Annotated in this window: 15 protein-coding genes; 5 read left to right on the top strand and 10 right to left on the bottom strand. The window is 59.6% G+C overall.

The features are described 5' to 3' along the window. Positions 1-60: 60 nt before the first annotated feature. Together ACUW6V_RS09195 and ACUW6V_RS09190 are read right to left on the bottom strand one after the other, a co-directional pair. A complete protein-coding gene (locus tag ACUW6V_RS09195) occupies positions 61-375 on the bottom strand; it encodes a putative quinol monooxygenase (RefSeq protein ID WP_004385617.1) in 315 nt (104 codons plus the stop codon). A gap of 31 nt (positions 376-406) precedes the next feature. Further along, positions 407-988, bottom strand: coding sequence for an NAD(P)H-dependent oxidoreductase (locus tag ACUW6V_RS09190; protein WP_004385618.1), 582 nt, complete (start codon positions 986-988; stop codon positions 407-409). Between the two features lie 199 nt (positions 989-1,187). On the opposite strand from ACUW6V_RS09190, the gene parC reads away from it, so the two are divergent. The 3 genes from parC (at position 1,188) to ftsP (ending at position 5,895) form a co-directional block, all read left to right on the top strand. Further along, positions 1,188-3,458: a DNA topoisomerase IV subunit A gene (parC, locus tag ACUW6V_RS09185; protein WP_004385619.1), complete on the top strand. Its 2,271-nt coding sequence runs from the start codon at positions 1,188-1,190 to the stop codon at positions 3,456-3,458. 239 nt (positions 3,459-3,697) lie between these two features. Next, positions 3,698-4,435, top strand: a complete 738-nt coding sequence (locus ACUW6V_RS09180) for a 1-acylglycerol-3-phosphate O-acyltransferase (RefSeq protein WP_004385620.1) — start codon at positions 3,698-3,700, stop codon at positions 4,433-4,435. 47 nt (positions 4,436-4,482) lie between these two features. Beyond that, positions 4,483-5,895, top strand: a complete 1,413-nt coding sequence (ftsP, locus tag ACUW6V_RS09175) for a cell division protein FtsP (RefSeq protein WP_454038267.1) — start codon at positions 4,483-4,485, stop codon at positions 5,893-5,895. Between the two features lie 332 nt (positions 5,896-6,227). Here ftsP and hemW read toward each other — a convergent pair whose 3' ends face one another. Genes hemW through ACUW6V_RS09150 form a run of 5 tightly spaced genes read right to left on the bottom strand, consistent with a single transcriptional unit; the run spans position 6,228 to position 9,535 of the window. Then, positions 6,228-7,364 (bottom strand): radical SAM family heme chaperone HemW, encoded by a 1,137-nt coding sequence (hemW, locus tag ACUW6V_RS09170; RefSeq protein ID WP_032987911.1) that lies wholly within the window; start codon positions 7,362-7,364, stop codon positions 6,228-6,230. Then, positions 7,357-7,950 (bottom strand): XTP/dITP diphosphatase, encoded by a 594-nt coding sequence (locus ACUW6V_RS09165; protein WP_054624010.1) that lies wholly within the window; start codon positions 7,948-7,950, stop codon positions 7,357-7,359. The genes hemW and ACUW6V_RS09165 overlap by 8 nt, the downstream gene beginning before the upstream one ends. Positions 7,951-7,964: 14 nt before the next feature. After that, a complete protein-coding gene (gene yggU / locus ACUW6V_RS09160) occupies positions 7,965-8,255 on the bottom strand; it encodes a DUF167 family protein YggU (protein ID WP_004385624.1) in 291 nt (96 codons plus the stop codon). Then, the gene (locus ACUW6V_RS09155; protein WP_004385625.1) at positions 8,252-8,806 is read right to left on the bottom strand and encodes a YggT family protein; all 555 of its coding nucleotides are present in this window, start codon (positions 8,804-8,806) and stop codon (positions 8,252-8,254) included. Before ACUW6V_RS09155 ends, yggU begins: the two co-directional genes overlap by 4 nt. A gap of 15 nt (positions 8,807-8,821) precedes the next feature. Then, positions 8,822-9,535, bottom strand: a complete 714-nt coding sequence (locus ACUW6V_RS09150; RefSeq protein ID WP_004385626.1) for a YggS family pyridoxal phosphate-dependent enzyme — start codon at positions 9,533-9,535, stop codon at positions 8,822-8,824. Positions 9,536-9,550: 15 nt separating this feature from the next. Between ACUW6V_RS09150 and ACUW6V_RS09145 the strand changes: the two genes are divergently transcribed. Further along, complete coding sequence (locus ACUW6V_RS09145; protein WP_012123827.1) at positions 9,551-10,567, top strand: type IV pilus twitching motility protein PilT; 1,017 nt, start codon at positions 9,551-9,553, stop codon at positions 10,565-10,567. On the opposite strand, the gene ACUW6V_RS09140 is transcribed toward ACUW6V_RS09145, so the two are convergent. Continuing rightward, positions 10,564-12,822: an FAD-dependent oxidoreductase gene (locus ACUW6V_RS09140; protein WP_454038266.1), complete on the bottom strand. Its 2,259-nt coding sequence runs from the start codon at positions 12,820-12,822 to the stop codon at positions 10,564-10,566. The two genes, ACUW6V_RS09145 and ACUW6V_RS09140, sit on opposite strands and share 4 nt — an antisense overlap. Positions 12,823-12,884: 62 nt before the next feature. Between ACUW6V_RS09140 and ACUW6V_RS09135 the strand changes: the two genes are divergently transcribed. Continuing rightward, positions 12,885-13,577: an IclR family transcriptional regulator domain-containing protein gene (locus ACUW6V_RS09135; RefSeq protein ID WP_454038265.1), complete on the top strand. Its 693-nt coding sequence runs from the start codon at positions 12,885-12,887 to the stop codon at positions 13,575-13,577. 159 nt (positions 13,578-13,736) lie between these two features. On the opposite strand, the gene ruvX is transcribed toward ACUW6V_RS09135, so the two are convergent. Both ruvX and ACUW6V_RS09125 read right to left on the bottom strand, forming a co-directional pair. Then, a complete protein-coding gene (gene ruvX / locus ACUW6V_RS09130) occupies positions 13,737-14,153 on the bottom strand; it encodes a Holliday junction resolvase RuvX (protein ID WP_007870755.1) in 417 nt (138 codons plus the stop codon). Then, positions 14,153-14,716 carry a YqgE/AlgH family protein gene (locus ACUW6V_RS09125; RefSeq protein WP_004385631.1) on the bottom strand — a complete coding sequence of 188 codons (564 nt, stop codon included), beginning with the start codon at positions 14,714-14,716 and terminating at the stop codon, positions 14,153-14,155. Before ACUW6V_RS09125 ends, ruvX begins: the two co-directional genes overlap by 1 nt. Positions 14,717-14,760: the final 44 nt, after the last annotated feature.

Raw genomic sequence — 14,760 nt, 5'->3', positions numbered from 1 at the left:
TGACGCGATAAACAAAAAAGGCGATGAATATTCATCGCCTTTTTTATTCGCATTTAAGCGTCAGACGCCGCTTTCCAGAATGCGAATGGTGGTATCCAGCACATCGCCTTTCACCGCGTCACGAAAGCCCAGCATATGCGGTGTTTCCAGGTGCGCTTTTAAGTGTTCTGCGCTTGCCCACTGTTCCACCATCACGATGGAATCCGGCGCGCTGGTCTGAAAATCAAGACCGGTGGCGCTGTCCACCATCGGCGCGTAGCCGTGGCAGCCCGCTTCTGCGAGCACAACGGGAATGATCTTCTTGAACTCTTCCAGCACCGCCTGACGGTGGTGCGCGCCAGGGCGGGTACGAATTTCTGCTATCACTGTCAGCATGGTTAACTCCTTTTGTAAAACCGTCAGTCAGTTAAGCAAAAATTTTCGCCAGATGCTCGCGATATTCTGCAATGTAGCGCGGCACGTCCGGCATTTTAATCACGTCGTTGGCGATGAACGTCGGCAGCGCGGTCAGGCCAATAAACTCATTCGCCTTGTGGAACGGCAGGTACACGCCATCCACGCCCACGCCGTGGAAGAACTGATCTTTCTCGGTGAACGCTTCCAGCGGCGCGTTCCAGGTGAGCGACAGCATATATTTTTTGCCCTGCAGCAGGCCGCCTGAGCCATACTTTTTCGAGGCGTCAGAGCGGGTGCGGCCATCGCTGGCGTACAGCGAGCCGTGGCCTTCGGTAAAGACATCGTCGATATACTTTTTCACGGTCCAGGGCGCGCCCATCCACCAGCCCGGCATCTGGTAAATAATGACGTCAGCCCAGAGGTAATTCTGCACCTCTTCTTTGACGTCATACTCGCTGTCTGCGCGGGTGACTTTAACATCATGTCCAACGTCGCGCAGGTAGCTCTCCGCGACCTCAGTCAGGGTGTCGTTAAGCTGGCCACTGGAATGCGCGAACTGTTTCGCGCCGTTAATGATAAGTACATTGCTCATTATTTGTCCTCTAATTATCGCGTTTGTCATTAATTTTACCCCATCGGGCGAGACGGTAATATTGGCAAAACGCGCAAAGACATTTGCGAAATGAGCAATAATGAACCCTGCTGTGACTCGGCGTCGCAGATAAGGTACTATCGCGGCAATATTGCCGTTTCCCCCGTGTACGGCTGGCTTGTCTGAGGAATAACGAGTAATGAGTGATTTGACTCATGATGGTGCAGAGCGCCTGGCGCTGCATGAATTCACTGAAAACGCCTATCTCAACTATTCCATGTACGTCATCATGGACCGCGCGCTGCCGTTTATCGGTGACGGGCTTAAGCCTGTTCAGCGCCGCATCGTCTATGCCATGTCGGAACTGGGGTTGAATGCCAGCGCCAAATTCAAAAAATCCGCCCGTACCGTGGGCGACGTGCTGGGTAAATATCACCCGCACGGCGACAGCGCCTGCTATGAAGCGATGGTGCTGATGGCGCAGCCGTTCTCGTACCGCTACCCGCTGGTGGACGGGCAGGGGAACTGGGGCGCGCCGGACGATCCGAAATCTTTCGCCGCGATGCGTTATACCGAATCGCGCCTGTCTAAATACGCCGAAGTGCTGCTGGGCGAGCTGGGCCAGGGCACCGTGGATTATGTGCCGAACTTCGACGGGACGCTGAACGAGCCGAAAATGCTGCCGGCGCGTCTGCCGAACATTCTGCTGAACGGCACCACGGGCATCGCGGTGGGCATGGCGACGGATATTCCGCCGCACAACCTGCGCGAAGTCGCCAAAGCGGCGGTGAGCCTTATCGACAGCCCGAAAACCACGCTCGATGAGCTGCTGGATATCGTGCAGGGGCCGGATTACCCGACCGAAGCGGAAATCATCACTTCCCGCGCTGAAATCCGCAAAATCTATCAAAGCGGCCGCGGCTCGGTGCGTATGCGCGCGGTGTGGAAGAAAGAAGACGGCGCGGTGGTGATCTCCGCGCTGCCGCATCAGGTCTCCGGTGCCCGCGTGCTGGAGCAGATCGCAAGCCAGATGCGCGCCAAAAAGCTGCCAATGGTCGACGATTTGCGTGATGAATCGGATCATGAAAACCCGACGCGTCTGGTTATCGTGCCGCGCTCCAACCGCGTGGATATGGATCAGGTGATGAACCACCTGTTCGCCACTACCGATCTGGAAAAAAGCTACCGCATCAACCTCAATATGATTGGTCTCGATGGCCGCCCGGCGGTGAAAAACCTGCTGGAGATCCTCACCGAATGGCTGGCGTTCCGCCGCGATACGGTGCGCCGTCGTCTGAACTATCGTCTGGAGAAAGTGCTCAAGCGCCTGCATATCCTTGAAGGTTTGCTGGTGGCGTTTCTCAATATCGACGAAGTGATTGAAATTATCCGCAGCGAAGATGAGCCGAAGCCGGTGCTGATGAGCCGTTTCGGCATCAGCGAGACGCAGGCGGAAGCGATCCTCGAGCTGAAACTGCGCCATCTCGCCAAACTGGAAGAGATGAAGATCCGCGGCGAGCAGAGCGATCTGGAGAAAGAGCGCGATCAGATCCAGGGTATTCTCGCCTCCGAGCGCAAAATGAATACCCTGCTGAAAAAAGAGATCCAGGCGGATGCCGACGCGTACGGCGACGATCGCCGTTCGCCGCTGCATGAGCGCGAAGAAGCGAAAGCGATGAGCGAGCACGACATGCTGCCGTCCGAGCCGGTCACTATCGTGCTTTCCCAGATGGGCTGGGTGCGCAGCGCCAAAGGCCACGACATCGACGCCAAAGCCCTGAGCTACAAAGCGGGCGACGGCTGGCTCTCGTCAGTCAAAGGCAAGAGCAACCAGCCGGTGGTGTTTATCGACTCCACGGGCCGCAGTTACGCGCTGGATCCGGTATCGCTGCCGTCGGCGCGCGGCCAGGGCGAGCCGATTACCGGCAAACTGACGCTGCCGCCGGGCGCGGTGGTGGAACATATGCTGATGACCGGCGAGGAGCAAAAACTCCTGATGGCGTCCGACGCTGGTTACGGTTTTGTCTGCACCTTCAACGACCTGATTGCGCGCAACCGCGCCGGTAAGGCGCTGATTACGCTGCCGGAAAACGCGCATGTGCTGAAGCCGCTGGAAATTGAGCATGACGACGACATGCTGCTCGCCATCACGGCGGCAGGACGTATGCTGATGTTCCCGGTGGCGGATCTGCCGCAGCTTTCCAAAGGCAAGGGCAACAAAATTATCTCCATTCCTTCCGCCGACGCGGCGAAGGGCGACGATAAGCTGGCGTATCTCACCATCCTGCCGCCGCAGAGCACCGTGACGCTGCATGTCGGCAAGCGCAAAATCAAGCTGCGCCCGGAAGAGCTGCAAAAAGTGCATGGCGAACGCGGTCGTCGCGGTACGCTGATGCGCGGCCTACAACGCATCGACAGCGTCGAAGTGGATTCACCGTCGCGCCCGAAAGCCGACGACAGCGAGGCGTAACCCCCCGAAATAGTGGCAAACGCATCGCCGCCACGCTTTCTGTGATTACTGGCAGGAAGCGCGGCGGCCTCGCTTGCGTAATTTTCCCGCCCACGCCATTGTTTGTTAGCGCGTGACGCATAAAAATAAGTGTTTGAGTCTGCTCAACATCATGAGCCGCCAGGGATGCCTGACCGTGAGCGGTGTGTTTTCCGTTAAAGCCGTTATACTGGTCCGCGGCTGCGGCTTCAGAGGTAGTTATGTTATCGATCGTTCGAATAATTATTGTGGTTCTCTACAGCATTGTGGTCTGTATTCTGGGTAGCATCTGGTGTCTGTTCAGCCCGCGCAATCCGCGCCATGTGGCGACCTTCGGCCATATGTTCGGACGCCTTTCCAGGGTGTTCGGTCTGAAGGTGGAACTGCGCAAACCGCAGGGCGCTGAAAACTACGGCAACGCGATTTACATCGCCAACCACCAGAACAACTACGACATGGTGACGGCGTCGAATATCGTTCAGCCGCCGACCGTGACCGTCGGCAAAAAAAGCCTGGTCTGGATCCCTTTCTTCGGCCAGCTCTACTGGCTGACCGGCAACCTGTTAATCGACCGTAACAACCGCAGCAAGGCGCACGGCACCATCGCTGAAGTGGTGAACCAGTTCCGCAAGCGCGATATTTCCATCTGGATGTTCCCGGAAGGCACCCGCAGTCGCGGGCGCGGCCTGATGCCGTTTAAAACCGGCGCGTTTCATGCCGCCATTGCCGCAGGCGTGCCGATTATTCCGGTCTGCGTTTCCAATACCCATGGTAAAATCAAGCTCAACCGTTGGAACAACGGTCTGGTCATCGTCGAAATGTTACCGCCTGTCGACACCCAGGGTTGGGGAAAAGAACAGGTACGGGAACTTGCCGCCCACTGCCGCCAGCTGATGGAAGAGAAAATCGCCCAGCTGGATAACGAAGTGGCCGAGCGCGAAGCCGCTGGCAAGATCTGAAACTGACGGGCAGACCGTCATTCATTACCCGTTTTCATGGAGCAATTATGTCACTCAGTCGGCGTCAGTTTATTCAGGCATCGGGCGCGGCGCTCTGCGCGGGCGCGGTGCCGCTGAGGGCACATGCCGCAGGTCAGCAGCAGGTGCTGCCGGTGCCGCCGCTGCTGGAATCACGCCGCGGCCAGCCTCTGTTTCTGACGCTCTCCCGCGCGCACTGGTCTTTTGTGCCAGGCACCCGCGCGCAGGTCTGGGGCTTCAACGGCCGTTATATGGGGCCGACTATTCGCGTCTGGAGCGGCGACGACGTCAAGCTTATCTACAGCAACCGCCTGCAGGAAAATGTCGCCATGACGGTGAGCGGGCTACAGGTGCCAGGGCCGCTGATGGGCGGCGCGCCGCGCATGATGTCGCCCGGTGCCGACTGGGCACCCGTGCTGCCGGTACGCCAGGCGGCCGCAACGCTCTGGTACCACGCCAATACGCCCAACCGCACTGGTCAGCAGGTCTATAACGGCCTTGCGGGCATGTGGCTGGTGGAAGACGCCGTGAGCAAAGCGCTGCCGGTGCCGAACCACTACGGCGTGGATGATTTCCCGGTCATTATTCAGGACAAACGCCTCGACAACTTTGGCACGCCAGAATACAGCGAGCCAGGCAGCGGCGGTTTTGTCGGCGACACGCTGCTGGTGAACGGCGCGCAAAGCCCGTATGTGGAGGTGTCGCGCGGCTGGGTACGCCTGCGCTTGCTGAACGCTTCTAACGCGCGTCGCTATCAGTTACAGATGAGTGATGGCCGCCCGCTGCACGTGATCGCAGGCGATCAGGGGTTTCTGCCCGCGCCGGTGGCGGTGAAACAGCTGGCGCTGGCAGCCGGCGAGCGCCGTGAAGTACTCATCGATATGACCAACGGCGATGAAGTTTCCATTACCTGCGGTGAGGCGGCGTCGATTATGGACCGCATTCGCGGCATTTTTGAGCCGTCCAGCATTCTTATCTCCACGCTGGTGCTGACGCTGCGGCCCACCGGTCTGCTGCCACTGGTGACGGATACGCTGCCGATGCGCCTGCTGCCAGATGAAATTATCAACGGCGCGCCGGTGCGTAGCCGCGATATCACGCTGAGTGACGATCCGGGTATTAACGGCCAGCTGTGGGATATGAAGCGTACCGACGTGCAGACCCAGCAGGGGGCGTGGGAGCGCTGGACGGTACGTTCCGATATGCCGCAGGCGTTCCATATGGAAGGCGTGAGTTTTCTGATCCGCAGCGTGAATGGCGCAGCGCCGTTCCCGGAAGATCGCGGCTGGAAGGATACGGTGTGGGTGGATGGCCAGGTGGAACTGCTGGTGTATTTCAGCCAGCCGTCGTGGGAGCATTTCCCGTTCCTCTATTCGAGCCAGACGCTGGAGATGGCCGACCGCGGCTCGGTGGGGCAGATGGTCGTAAACCCGGCCCCGTAAGCCGTTCGATAAATATGGAAAAAGCCGCTGAGAAGCGGCTTTTTTTTGTATCAGTTGCATGACGCCCGTTGATGGTAAACGGTGGATGCGCTGCGCTTATCCACCCTACAACGCCCTCTTCCAGCTCGTAGGGCGGGTAAGCGCCGCGCACCCGCCGTTAGCAGCGTGAAACAGGAGAGTAGGGCGGGTAAGCGCCGCGCACCCGCCGTTAGCAGTGCGAAACAGGAGAGGTAGGGCGGGTAAGCGCAGCGCACCCGCCATTAGCGGCGCGAAACAGGAGAGTAGGGCGGGTAAGCGCAGCGCACCCGCCATATGCCGCAGCGCCAGACCCGCTACTCCGCCAGAAACAGCTCCAGCAGCGAGTTAAGAAACAGCTTACCGTGCTCGGTTATCTGCCAGCTCTCCGGCGTCTCCACCAGATAATTCAGCGCAATCGCCTCGTCAATCTGCGTGCGGATCGCGGCTTCGCTAAGCCCTGTATAACGGGCAAACTCGGCGCGCGGCGCGGGCTCCAGCAGGCGAAAGCGGTTCATGAAAAACTCGAACGGCTTATCCTGCGCCTCGACCTCATGCTGCTTATCGAGGTAATTACCGGTCATATAGCCGCGCGGATGGCGGGTTTTCGCGGTACGCAAAATACGCCCGTCGGCGAGCGTCACTTTACCGTGCGCACCGCAACCGATACCCAGATAATCCCCGAAGCGCCAGTAATTCAGGTTGTGCTGGCACTGATAGCCCGGTTTCGCGTAGGCCGAGGTTTCGTACTGCGCATACCCGGCGGCGGTCAGCAACCGATGCCCCTGCTCGAAAATATCCCACAGCGCGTCGTCGTCAGGCAGCACCGGCGGGCGCGAGCCAAACAGCGTATTCGGCTCAATGGTCAACTGATACCACGACAGATGCGGCGGGTTCAGCGCAATCGCCTCTCGCAAATCATCGAGCGCTTCTTCCAGCGACTGATCCGGCAGGCCATGCATCAAATCGAGGTTAAAGCTGCGAAGCCCAAGACCGCTCGCAAGACGCGCGGCGCGCTTCGCCTCTTCCGGCCCGTGAATACGGCCAAGACGCGCGAGTTTCGGCTCGCTGAAGCTCTGCACGCCGATGGAAATGCGGTTTACGCCCGCGCGCTGATACTCCACAAAGCGGTCAGCTTCCACGGTGCCAGGGTTGGCTTCCATCGTGATCTCGGCATCCGGCGCGAGCGTAAGCCGCGCCCGCACGCCGTCCAGCAGCGTCTGCATCGCAGGTCCTGAGAGCAGGCTCGGCGTGCCGCCGCCGATGAAAATCGTCTTCACCTCGCGGCCCTGCGCCCAGGGCGCGTCGTTATCTAGATCGCGTAACAGATGCTGGACATAATCGTCATGCGGCACTTCACCCTTCAGCGCGTGGGAGTTGAAGTCACAGTAAGGGCACTTCTGCACGCACCAGGGGATGTGGATATACAGACTCAAGGGTGGCAAATCAGCCATTACGCATTGCTTCCAGTAATAATTTCAGCGCCTGCCCGCGGTGGGAAACCGCGCTTTTCTCTTCACGCGTCAGTTCGGCGGCGGTTTTGCCAAGAGAAGGAACAAAGAAAATCGGGTCGTAGCCAAAGCCGCCCTGGCCCGCGGGCGCGCGGGTAATCACGCCAGGCCAGGCGCCGTGAAAGACCAGCGGTGTCGGATCGTCGGCATGACGCATATAGACCAGCACGCAGTGGAACTGCGCCTGACGCTGCTCGTCCGGCACGTCTTTTAACGCCTCAAGCAGCTTTTCCAGGTTTTCCTGATCGGTGGCGTCGTTGCCTGCGTAGCGCGCGGAGTAAATCCCCGGCGCGCCGCCCAGCGCATCAACCGCGAGACCTGAATCGTCAGCGATAGCCGCAAAGCCAGTGACCTGAGCCGCGTGACGCGCCTTCAGAATCGCGTTTTCGATAAACGTCAGGCCGGTTTCTTCGGCGGAGTCGACGCCAAGCTCGGTCTGCGCCACGATATCCAGCCCAAACTCCTGCAGCAATGAGGCGAGTTCGCGCACTTTACCGGCGTTGCCGGTCGCGAGGACAACTTTCTGCATAGCGTAATCCTGTATTAATCGGTGACAGCCGCAACTTCCGTTGGGATCTGTTGGGGTTCGATAATTTTGACTTGTTTATGACGGCCCAGTTCGCCTTTTTCAATCACCACCTGGCTTTTAGCCACACGAAACTGTTTCGCGAGATATTTCACCAGATGGGCGTTGGCCTGGCCGTCAACCGGCGGGGCGGTAATGGCGACTTTCAGCTCGTCGCCATGTAAACCGATAATGCTGTCGCGGCTGGCTTTCGGCTGGATATAGAGCCGTAACACCAGCCCGTCGACGGTTTTACTGACGGCACTCACAGCAAATACCACAGCCCCGGGAAGAGATCCATGGCGAGGTAATTCAGCAGATAGAGCACGATAATGACGCCCATGGCGGAAAAATCGATGCCGCCCATGGCCGGGAGAATGCGGCGGATCGGGGCCATCAGCGGTTCAGTCAGCTGAATCAGCACAAACTCAATCGGGCTGCGGCCCTGGCTTACCCAGCTCATCAGCGAGCGGATAATAATCACCCAGAAGACTAACTGGCCTGCGGATTTCAGCAGCGACAGCAGGCCCACCACCAGGTTAAACGGATCGAGCGACAGCGCGCCTGACTGAATCAATAACAGCAGCGGGAATTTCAGCGTTGAGAGAATAAACGCCACCAGCAGCGATGAGGTGTCGATAGGCCCTATCGACGGAATAATACGGCGCAGCGGGCCTATCACCGGCTGGGTAAATTTCACCACCGTCTGGGCGAGCGGGTTATAAAAATCGCAGCGCGACCACTGCATCCAGATGCGCAGCAGCAGCACCATCACATACAGGTCGATCAGCGTTTTGACCAGGAAAGTCAACGTCAGCATGGCGTTCCTCAGAAGTTATTGTTGGGTGGCGCGGGCGTAATCGCGCGCGCCGAAAATCGCGGTACCAATGCGCACCATCGTGCTGCCAGCGGCGATGGCGGCTTCCATATCATCGCTCATGCCGAGCGAAAGCGTGTCTACCGTCGGGTAGCGCGCTTTAAGAGCCGTGAAGGCCGCCGCCATTTCACAGGCGACGGCAAACTGGCGCGCATACTCTTTTTCCGGCGCCGGAATGGCCATCAGCCCGCGCAGCCGCAGACGCGGCAGCGCCGCTATCTGCTCTGCCAGCGCGTCCAGCTCGCTTAAGGCAATGCCGGATTTGCTCTGTTCGTCGCTGATATTAACCTGAATCAGCACGTTAAGCGGCGTCATTTCATCCGGGCGCTGTTCATTCAGGCGAGTGGCGATGCGCAGTCGGTCGACCGTATGGCACCAGTCGAAATGCTCCGCCACCAGACGGCTTTTGTTGGACTGCAACGGACCGATAAAGTGCCAGGTCAGCCCGTCAACGCCCGCGTCGCGGAAGTGAAGGATCTTTTCCACGCCCTCCTGCACATAATTTTCACCAAATTCACGCTGCCCGGCAGCGATCGCTTCTGCTATCGCGCTCGCAGGTTTTGTTTTACTCACTGCAAGCAGCGTAACTTCTTCTGGAGCCCGGCCGCAGCGTTGTGCAGCCGCTGAGATCTTTTGCCGGACCTGCGTTAAGTTGCGTTCTGTCTCACTCATGATCAGGGAAGCTGTATGGAAATGGATGAATTAGTGGCGCTTAGTGTAAAGCATAACGTTTCGGATCTACACCTGTGTAGCGAACTGCCGGCGCGCTGGCGCAGACAGGGGCGGCTGGAGACGCTGCAGGAGCCTGTCCCGAAGCCGGAAAACCTGCTGGCGCGCTGGCTTGACGACGCCCATCAGCGCGAGCTTGCCGAGCGCGGGCAGACCGATTTTGCGGTCAGTCTGGCAGGCGGCGTGCGGCTGCGCGGCAACGCGTTTCGCCAGATGCAGGGCATTTCGCTGGTGCTGCGCCTGCTGCCGCGCGGCTGCCCAAAGCTTGAGGCGCTCGGCGTGCCCGCCGCCGTGCCGGGGTTATTGACGATGCCGGATGGCCTGCTGCTGGTCACAGGCGCTACCGGGAGCGGTAAATCGACGACGCTTGCGGCGATGGTCGGCCATCTGAACGAAACGCTCGACGGCCATATTCTGACGCTTGAAGATCCGGTCGAATTTTGTCATCAGCCGGCGCGCTGTCTTATCCAGCAGCGAGAAATTGGCACGCACTGCCAGAGCTTCAGCGACGGCCTGCGCGGCGCGCTGCGTGAGGATCCCGATGTCATTTTGCTGGGGGAACTCCGCGACAGCGAAACGATCCGGCTCGCGCTTACGGCGGCGGAAACCGGCCATCTGGTGCTGGCGACGCTGCACACCCGCGGCGCGGCGCAGGCCGTCGAGCGGCTGGTGGATGTGTTTCCCGCTGATGAGCAAAACAAAGTGCGCAGCCAGCTGGCGGGCAGCCTGAAGGCAGTGTTAGCGCAAAAGCTGGTGGCAGATGCGCAGGGTGGCAGAACGGCGCTGCATGAGCTGCTTATCAATACGCCCGCCGTGGCAAATCTCATCCGCGAAGGGAAAACGCACCAGTTGCCGGGCCTGATGGAAACCGGCCAGCAGCAGGGGATGCAAACCTTCGCGCAAAGCGTGGCGATGCGCCTGAACGAAGGCAGGCTGGCGCTGCAAAAAGACGCCAGCGCCGGGCACTGGGGCTAACGCACGTGGAGCGCGTAAAGGGCGGGCAGCGCGCCTGCGGTGTTGAGGATTTCAAGGCGTATGACGCTCGCGGTGCGTGGCGCATCGACGCGGTATTCGCAGACGGCGTGATGGTTATCCGTCACGTCCGCCAGCAGCGTCTCATCGGCCCACAGGCGGTAATGCGTGACGCAGTGGGGCGTCACGGCGCAGTCATGGCCCATCTGGACGGTTTCCATCGCATTATCGAAATCGTTATCGAAAATCAGCGTCAGGGTGTCGAACGTTTGCGGCTGCGCCCAGCGCCATTCGACGGTGGGTTGCGGATCGTCCGCGGCGGGTGCCCAGGCGTTGGTTTGCTGTTCGGGCCGCAGGCGGCCGTTAAGCAGGTTTTCGGGCGGATAACAGCGCAGCGGCGCGTCGAGGCGCAGCGCGGGCATAATCTGGTGCGGGCGGCGGCGCGGCAGCCAGAAGTCAAATTCGTCCACGCCGTAATCGCCATCGGCCACCTGGCGCGAGCGTTTGGCGACCCGCGCGTTAAGGCTGTTAAACACCATCATGATGCCAGGCAAGTGCTGCGCGCTGAGCGCCATTTCAATGGCGTCGCACCGCTCGAAAACAATAAAGACGTAACAGTCCTGTTCAGCGGTATGGTGCAGCGCCACCCGGTAGGGTGCGGCATCGTGAACCTCCAGCTCGCACTCGTCCAGCCAGCGCTCCGGCGTATAGTTGCCCGGTTTATGGCTGGTGAGCAACTGAACGCGCAGGCGCTGTGGGGTCTCGGCCCGCAATGTAAAGTGCAGGGTCGGCAGCGACTGCCCGGCACGCAGGGGCAGCAGCAGCGCCGTGCGCGCCGAAAGCGTTGCCCATTCGCCGTTCGGCGTGAGTTCAGTGAGCTGATATTCACTGCTGACGCGAAGCCGCGCGCCGCGCGCCGGGTTGTCCAGCCGCTGGCGGGGAATATAACAGCCGGTCGCCTGCAGGTGCTGTTGCAACGCAGTGATGCGCTCGCGCGCCGCCAGCTGGCGCGGCGTGATGCCCTGCTGATGGCAGAGCGCGGCCGCCCGGCCAACCACTTCGCCCAGCAGCCCACAGGTACACATTACGCGGGCACTGCCGAAAGCCACATGCGAGGCGGAGATAAGCCGCCCGGTCAGAAACAGATTATCCAGCGAGCGGCTGTAGAGGCTGCGCCAGGGAATGGTGTATGTGCCTTTGCTGTGAAACTGGCGGCAGCCGTCATGCGTGCTGTAGACGCCGTCCGCCGGGTGCAAATCGATAGACCAGCCGCCGTAGGCGACAGCGTCGTAATGGTCGCGCTGCTCGATAATATCCTGCTGGCAGAGCAGGTGATCGCCCATAAATCGGCGGCTCTCGCGCTTGCCGGGAATGGTGCCGACCCATTCGATCGTAAGATTTTCCGCATCCGGGAACTGGCCAGAGTTTTTAATGTGATCCCACACACCCCAGACTATTTTCCACAGCTCCCATTTGATCTCTTCGCTCTGATGAACGGTATCCAGACGGCCGCCCCATTCGAGCCACCAGAGATCGCAGCCGTTGAGCGTGGAGGTAAGCCGCTGATAGCGCGGAATATCGGTTATCTCTTTCAGCGCAAACGACGGCGGAACAAAGCGCACCGGGCCGCTGGTCTGTTTGGTGTAAAAGTAAATCGAATGCCCGAGCTTGTGACCGAAGCTATCGCCCGGTGCCATTTTTTCGCCAGGCTCGTCCGCCTCTTCCGCGCCGACGCGAAACTCAGCGCCCGCAAGATAGCCCAGCACGCCATCGCCGGTGGCGTCGCAAAACTGGGCAGCGGTAATGCTATAAAAAGTTTCGTTAATGGCGTTAAAGCCACGGACACGTGTAATCCGCTGGCCATTATTGACGACGTCAAAAAGCGCGGTGTTCAGCAGCAGCGTCAACCCCGGCTGCGAGCGGGCGAGATCCAGCAGCACCAGATCGAACATCACCGGATTACCCTCTTTGTTGCGCCAGAGGTTTTCTTCGAGGATTTCGCCCATAATGCCGCCTTCGCGCGCCCAGCGGTTGTTGTTGCCCATGTGCGAGGTTGCGCCGTTGGCCCACAGCCGCACTTCGCTGGAGGCATTGCCGCCCAGCACCGGCCTGTCCTGGACCAGAATCACCTGCAATCCGTCGCGGGCGGCCGCCAGCGCGGCGCACAAACCAGCAAGGCCGCCGCCTGCCACCAGCAGATCGGCATGGAGTTGTTCTTCAGGAAAGATCCGGTCGGCGCTGCGGGGAAAGACGTTCATAAACTTGTATCCTTCTTAACTGGCATTACACTCATGACATTGTCATGCAACGGGACTTCGCTATGTCTTCACAACCCAACCAGAGCCTGATCGATGGGATCCGCTGCCTGCAATACCTGGTCTCCAGCGATCGGGCCATCGGGTGTCGGGAGCTTGCCCGGCTGATGGGCATCAACACCACACGCGTCAACCGCCTGCTGATGACAATGGCCTCTATTGGCCTCACCATGCAGGATGAGCAGCGCCGTTATCTGCCCGGCCCTGGCATTCACGCCCTGGCGGCACAGTCGATTCGTGGTTCTGCGCTTTTCTCCCATGCCCTGCCACTGCTTGAGCGCTACGCCCCTAAAGATGTGGTGGTGGCGCTGGGCGTGCTCTGGGAAGATCAAATCATCTACATCTATCACTCCACACCCGGCACTCAAATGAGCCAGGCGCTGGCCGGTTTTCGTATGCTGCCAGCCTGGCAGTCGGTCATCGGCATGTCGCTGCTGGCGGCGGATAGCGACGAGGCGCTGGAAGCGCGCTTCACGCCTGAGCAGTGGGAACAGCTCGCGCCTCATGTGACGCAGCAGCGTGAAAAGGGCCTGGTGGTCTGGCGCCACGACGACGGTGAAGTCTCGATGGCGAAACCGCTTGGCATTCATAACGCCGCGGTAGCGCTGGCTGGCATGTGGAACATCAGCAATCCTGAAATCCACACGCGTCTTGAGCAGCTTGATGCGCTTGCCGCGCGGCTGATGAAACCGGTCTGACGTAAACTGGCTATGTTTCTTTTATAGAAACGATCGGCGAGCCGGGCAAAGGCCACACCAGAGAAGTGTGATCCGGGGCGGATTCATGAGTGGAAATAAAGAATTCGGGCGGATAAGAGAAACACGAACGCAGCGCCTGGCAGCACTGCGTAAATTGCGTTAGCCGTGTTGCTCGAAGTAGCTTTCCAGGATGACGACCGCCGAGGCGGAATCCACGCTGCCTTTGTTCAGCGCGCGGAAACCGCCGCGCTCGAAGAGCCCGGCGCGGGCTTCCACGGTGCTTAAGCGTTCATCGTGCAGCGTCACTTTAATGCCGAATCGGCCATGCAGCCGGTTGGCGAATGTGCGCGCGCGCGCCGTCAGCGGCTGTTCGGTGCCGTCCATATTCAGCGGAAGGCCAACAATCACGTCGTCCGGCTGCCACTCTTTCAGGAGCTTTTCGATGAGCGTCCAGTCCGGGTTGCCGTTTTGCGCTTTGATGGCGGTAAGTGGGCGGGCTGTGGCCGTCACGCGCTGCCCAATCGCCACGCCGATACTTTTCGTGCCAAAATCGAAGGCCAGCAGGGTGCCGCTCATTACGCGTGCCCCGCTTCGCCAGGCATAGTATGGATGTCGATGCCGATAAGCTTCGCGGCCTCGCGCCAGCGGTCGGCGATAGGCGTGCGAAAGAGAATGTTCAGATCCGCCGGTGCCGTAAGCCAGGCGTTCTCCAGGATCTCTTCTTCAAGCTGGCCTTTCTCCCAGGAGGAGTAGCCGAGCGCCACCAGTACGTCATCGGGCTGTTCGGCCGTGCCGAGCGTTTCGAGCACGTCGCGCGATGTCGTGATCACGGTGTTATCGGAAATACGGATGCTGGAGGAGAACGCATCCGGCGGCGTGTGCAGAATAAAACCGCGATCTTCGGCCAGCGGGCCGCCAAGAAACACGGGCTTATCGAGGCGAATTGCCGGGTCGCGCGGCTCCGGCGTGATTTTCAGTTTCTGAAGAACACCTTCAACCTGCAGATTTTCCAGAGGTTTGTTAATGATAAGGCCCATCGCGCCTTCATTATTGTATTCGCAGATATACACCACGGAACGGCGGAACAGCGGGTCCTGAAGGGCCGGCATGGCAATGAGGAAATGATGCTGTAAATTCATCGTCAAAAGTTCTGTAGTCCTGGTTGGAAAATCGGCAGATTCAG

Source organism: Cronobacter sp. 153480017-3 (assembly GCF_053627815.1).
The sequence above is the reverse complement of the archived record's forward strand: the minus strand, read 5'-3'. Positions and strand labels throughout refer to the sequence as shown.

What these genes read in the sequence shown, in the direction of transcription:
- ACUW6V_RS09195 (WP_004385617.1), bottom strand. Translation starts at nt 375, where the DNA reads ATGCTGACAGTGATAGCAGAAATTCGTACCCGCCCTGGCGCGCACCAC.
- ACUW6V_RS09190 (WP_004385618.1), bottom strand. Translation starts at nt 988, where the DNA reads ATGAGCAATGTACTTATCATTAACGGCGCGAAACAGTTCGCGCATTCC.
- parC (WP_004385619.1), top strand. Translation starts at nt 1,188, where the DNA reads ATGAGTGATTTGACTCATGATGGTGCAGAGCGCCTGGCGCTGCATGAA.
- ACUW6V_RS09180 (WP_004385620.1), top strand. Translation starts at nt 3,698, where the DNA reads ATGTTATCGATCGTTCGAATAATTATTGTGGTTCTCTACAGCATTGTG.
- ftsP (WP_454038267.1), top strand. Translation starts at nt 4,483, where the DNA reads ATGTCACTCAGTCGGCGTCAGTTTATTCAGGCATCGGGCGCGGCGCTC.
- hemW (WP_032987911.1), bottom strand. Translation starts at nt 7,364, where the DNA reads ATGGCTGATTTGCCACCCTTGAGTCTGTATATCCACATCCCCTGGTGC.
- ACUW6V_RS09165 (WP_054624010.1), bottom strand. Translation starts at nt 7,950, where the DNA reads ATGCAGAAAGTTGTCCTCGCGACCGGCAACGCCGGTAAAGTGCGCGAA.
- ACUW6V_RS09155 (WP_004385625.1), bottom strand. Translation starts at nt 8,806, where the DNA reads ATGCTGACGTTGACTTTCCTGGTCAAAACGCTGATCGACCTGTATGTG.
- ACUW6V_RS09150 (WP_004385626.1), bottom strand. Translation starts at nt 9,535, where the DNA reads ATGAGTGAGACAGAACGCAACTTAACGCAGGTCCGGCAAAAGATCTCA.
- ACUW6V_RS09145 (WP_012123827.1), top strand. Translation starts at nt 9,551, where the DNA reads ATGGAAATGGATGAATTAGTGGCGCTTAGTGTAAAGCATAACGTTTCG.
- ACUW6V_RS09140 (WP_454038266.1), bottom strand. Translation starts at nt 12,822, where the DNA reads ATGAACGTCTTTCCCCGCAGCGCCGACCGGATCTTTCCTGAAGAACAA.
- ACUW6V_RS09135 (WP_454038265.1), top strand. Translation starts at nt 12,885, where the DNA reads ATGTCTTCACAACCCAACCAGAGCCTGATCGATGGGATCCGCTGCCTG.
- ruvX (WP_007870755.1), bottom strand. Translation starts at nt 14,153, where the DNA reads ATGAGCGGCACCCTGCTGGCCTTCGATTTTGGCACGAAAAGTATCGGC.
- ACUW6V_RS09125 (WP_004385631.1), bottom strand. Translation starts at nt 14,716, where the DNA reads ATGAATTTACAGCATCATTTCCTCATTGCCATGCCGGCCCTTCAGGAC.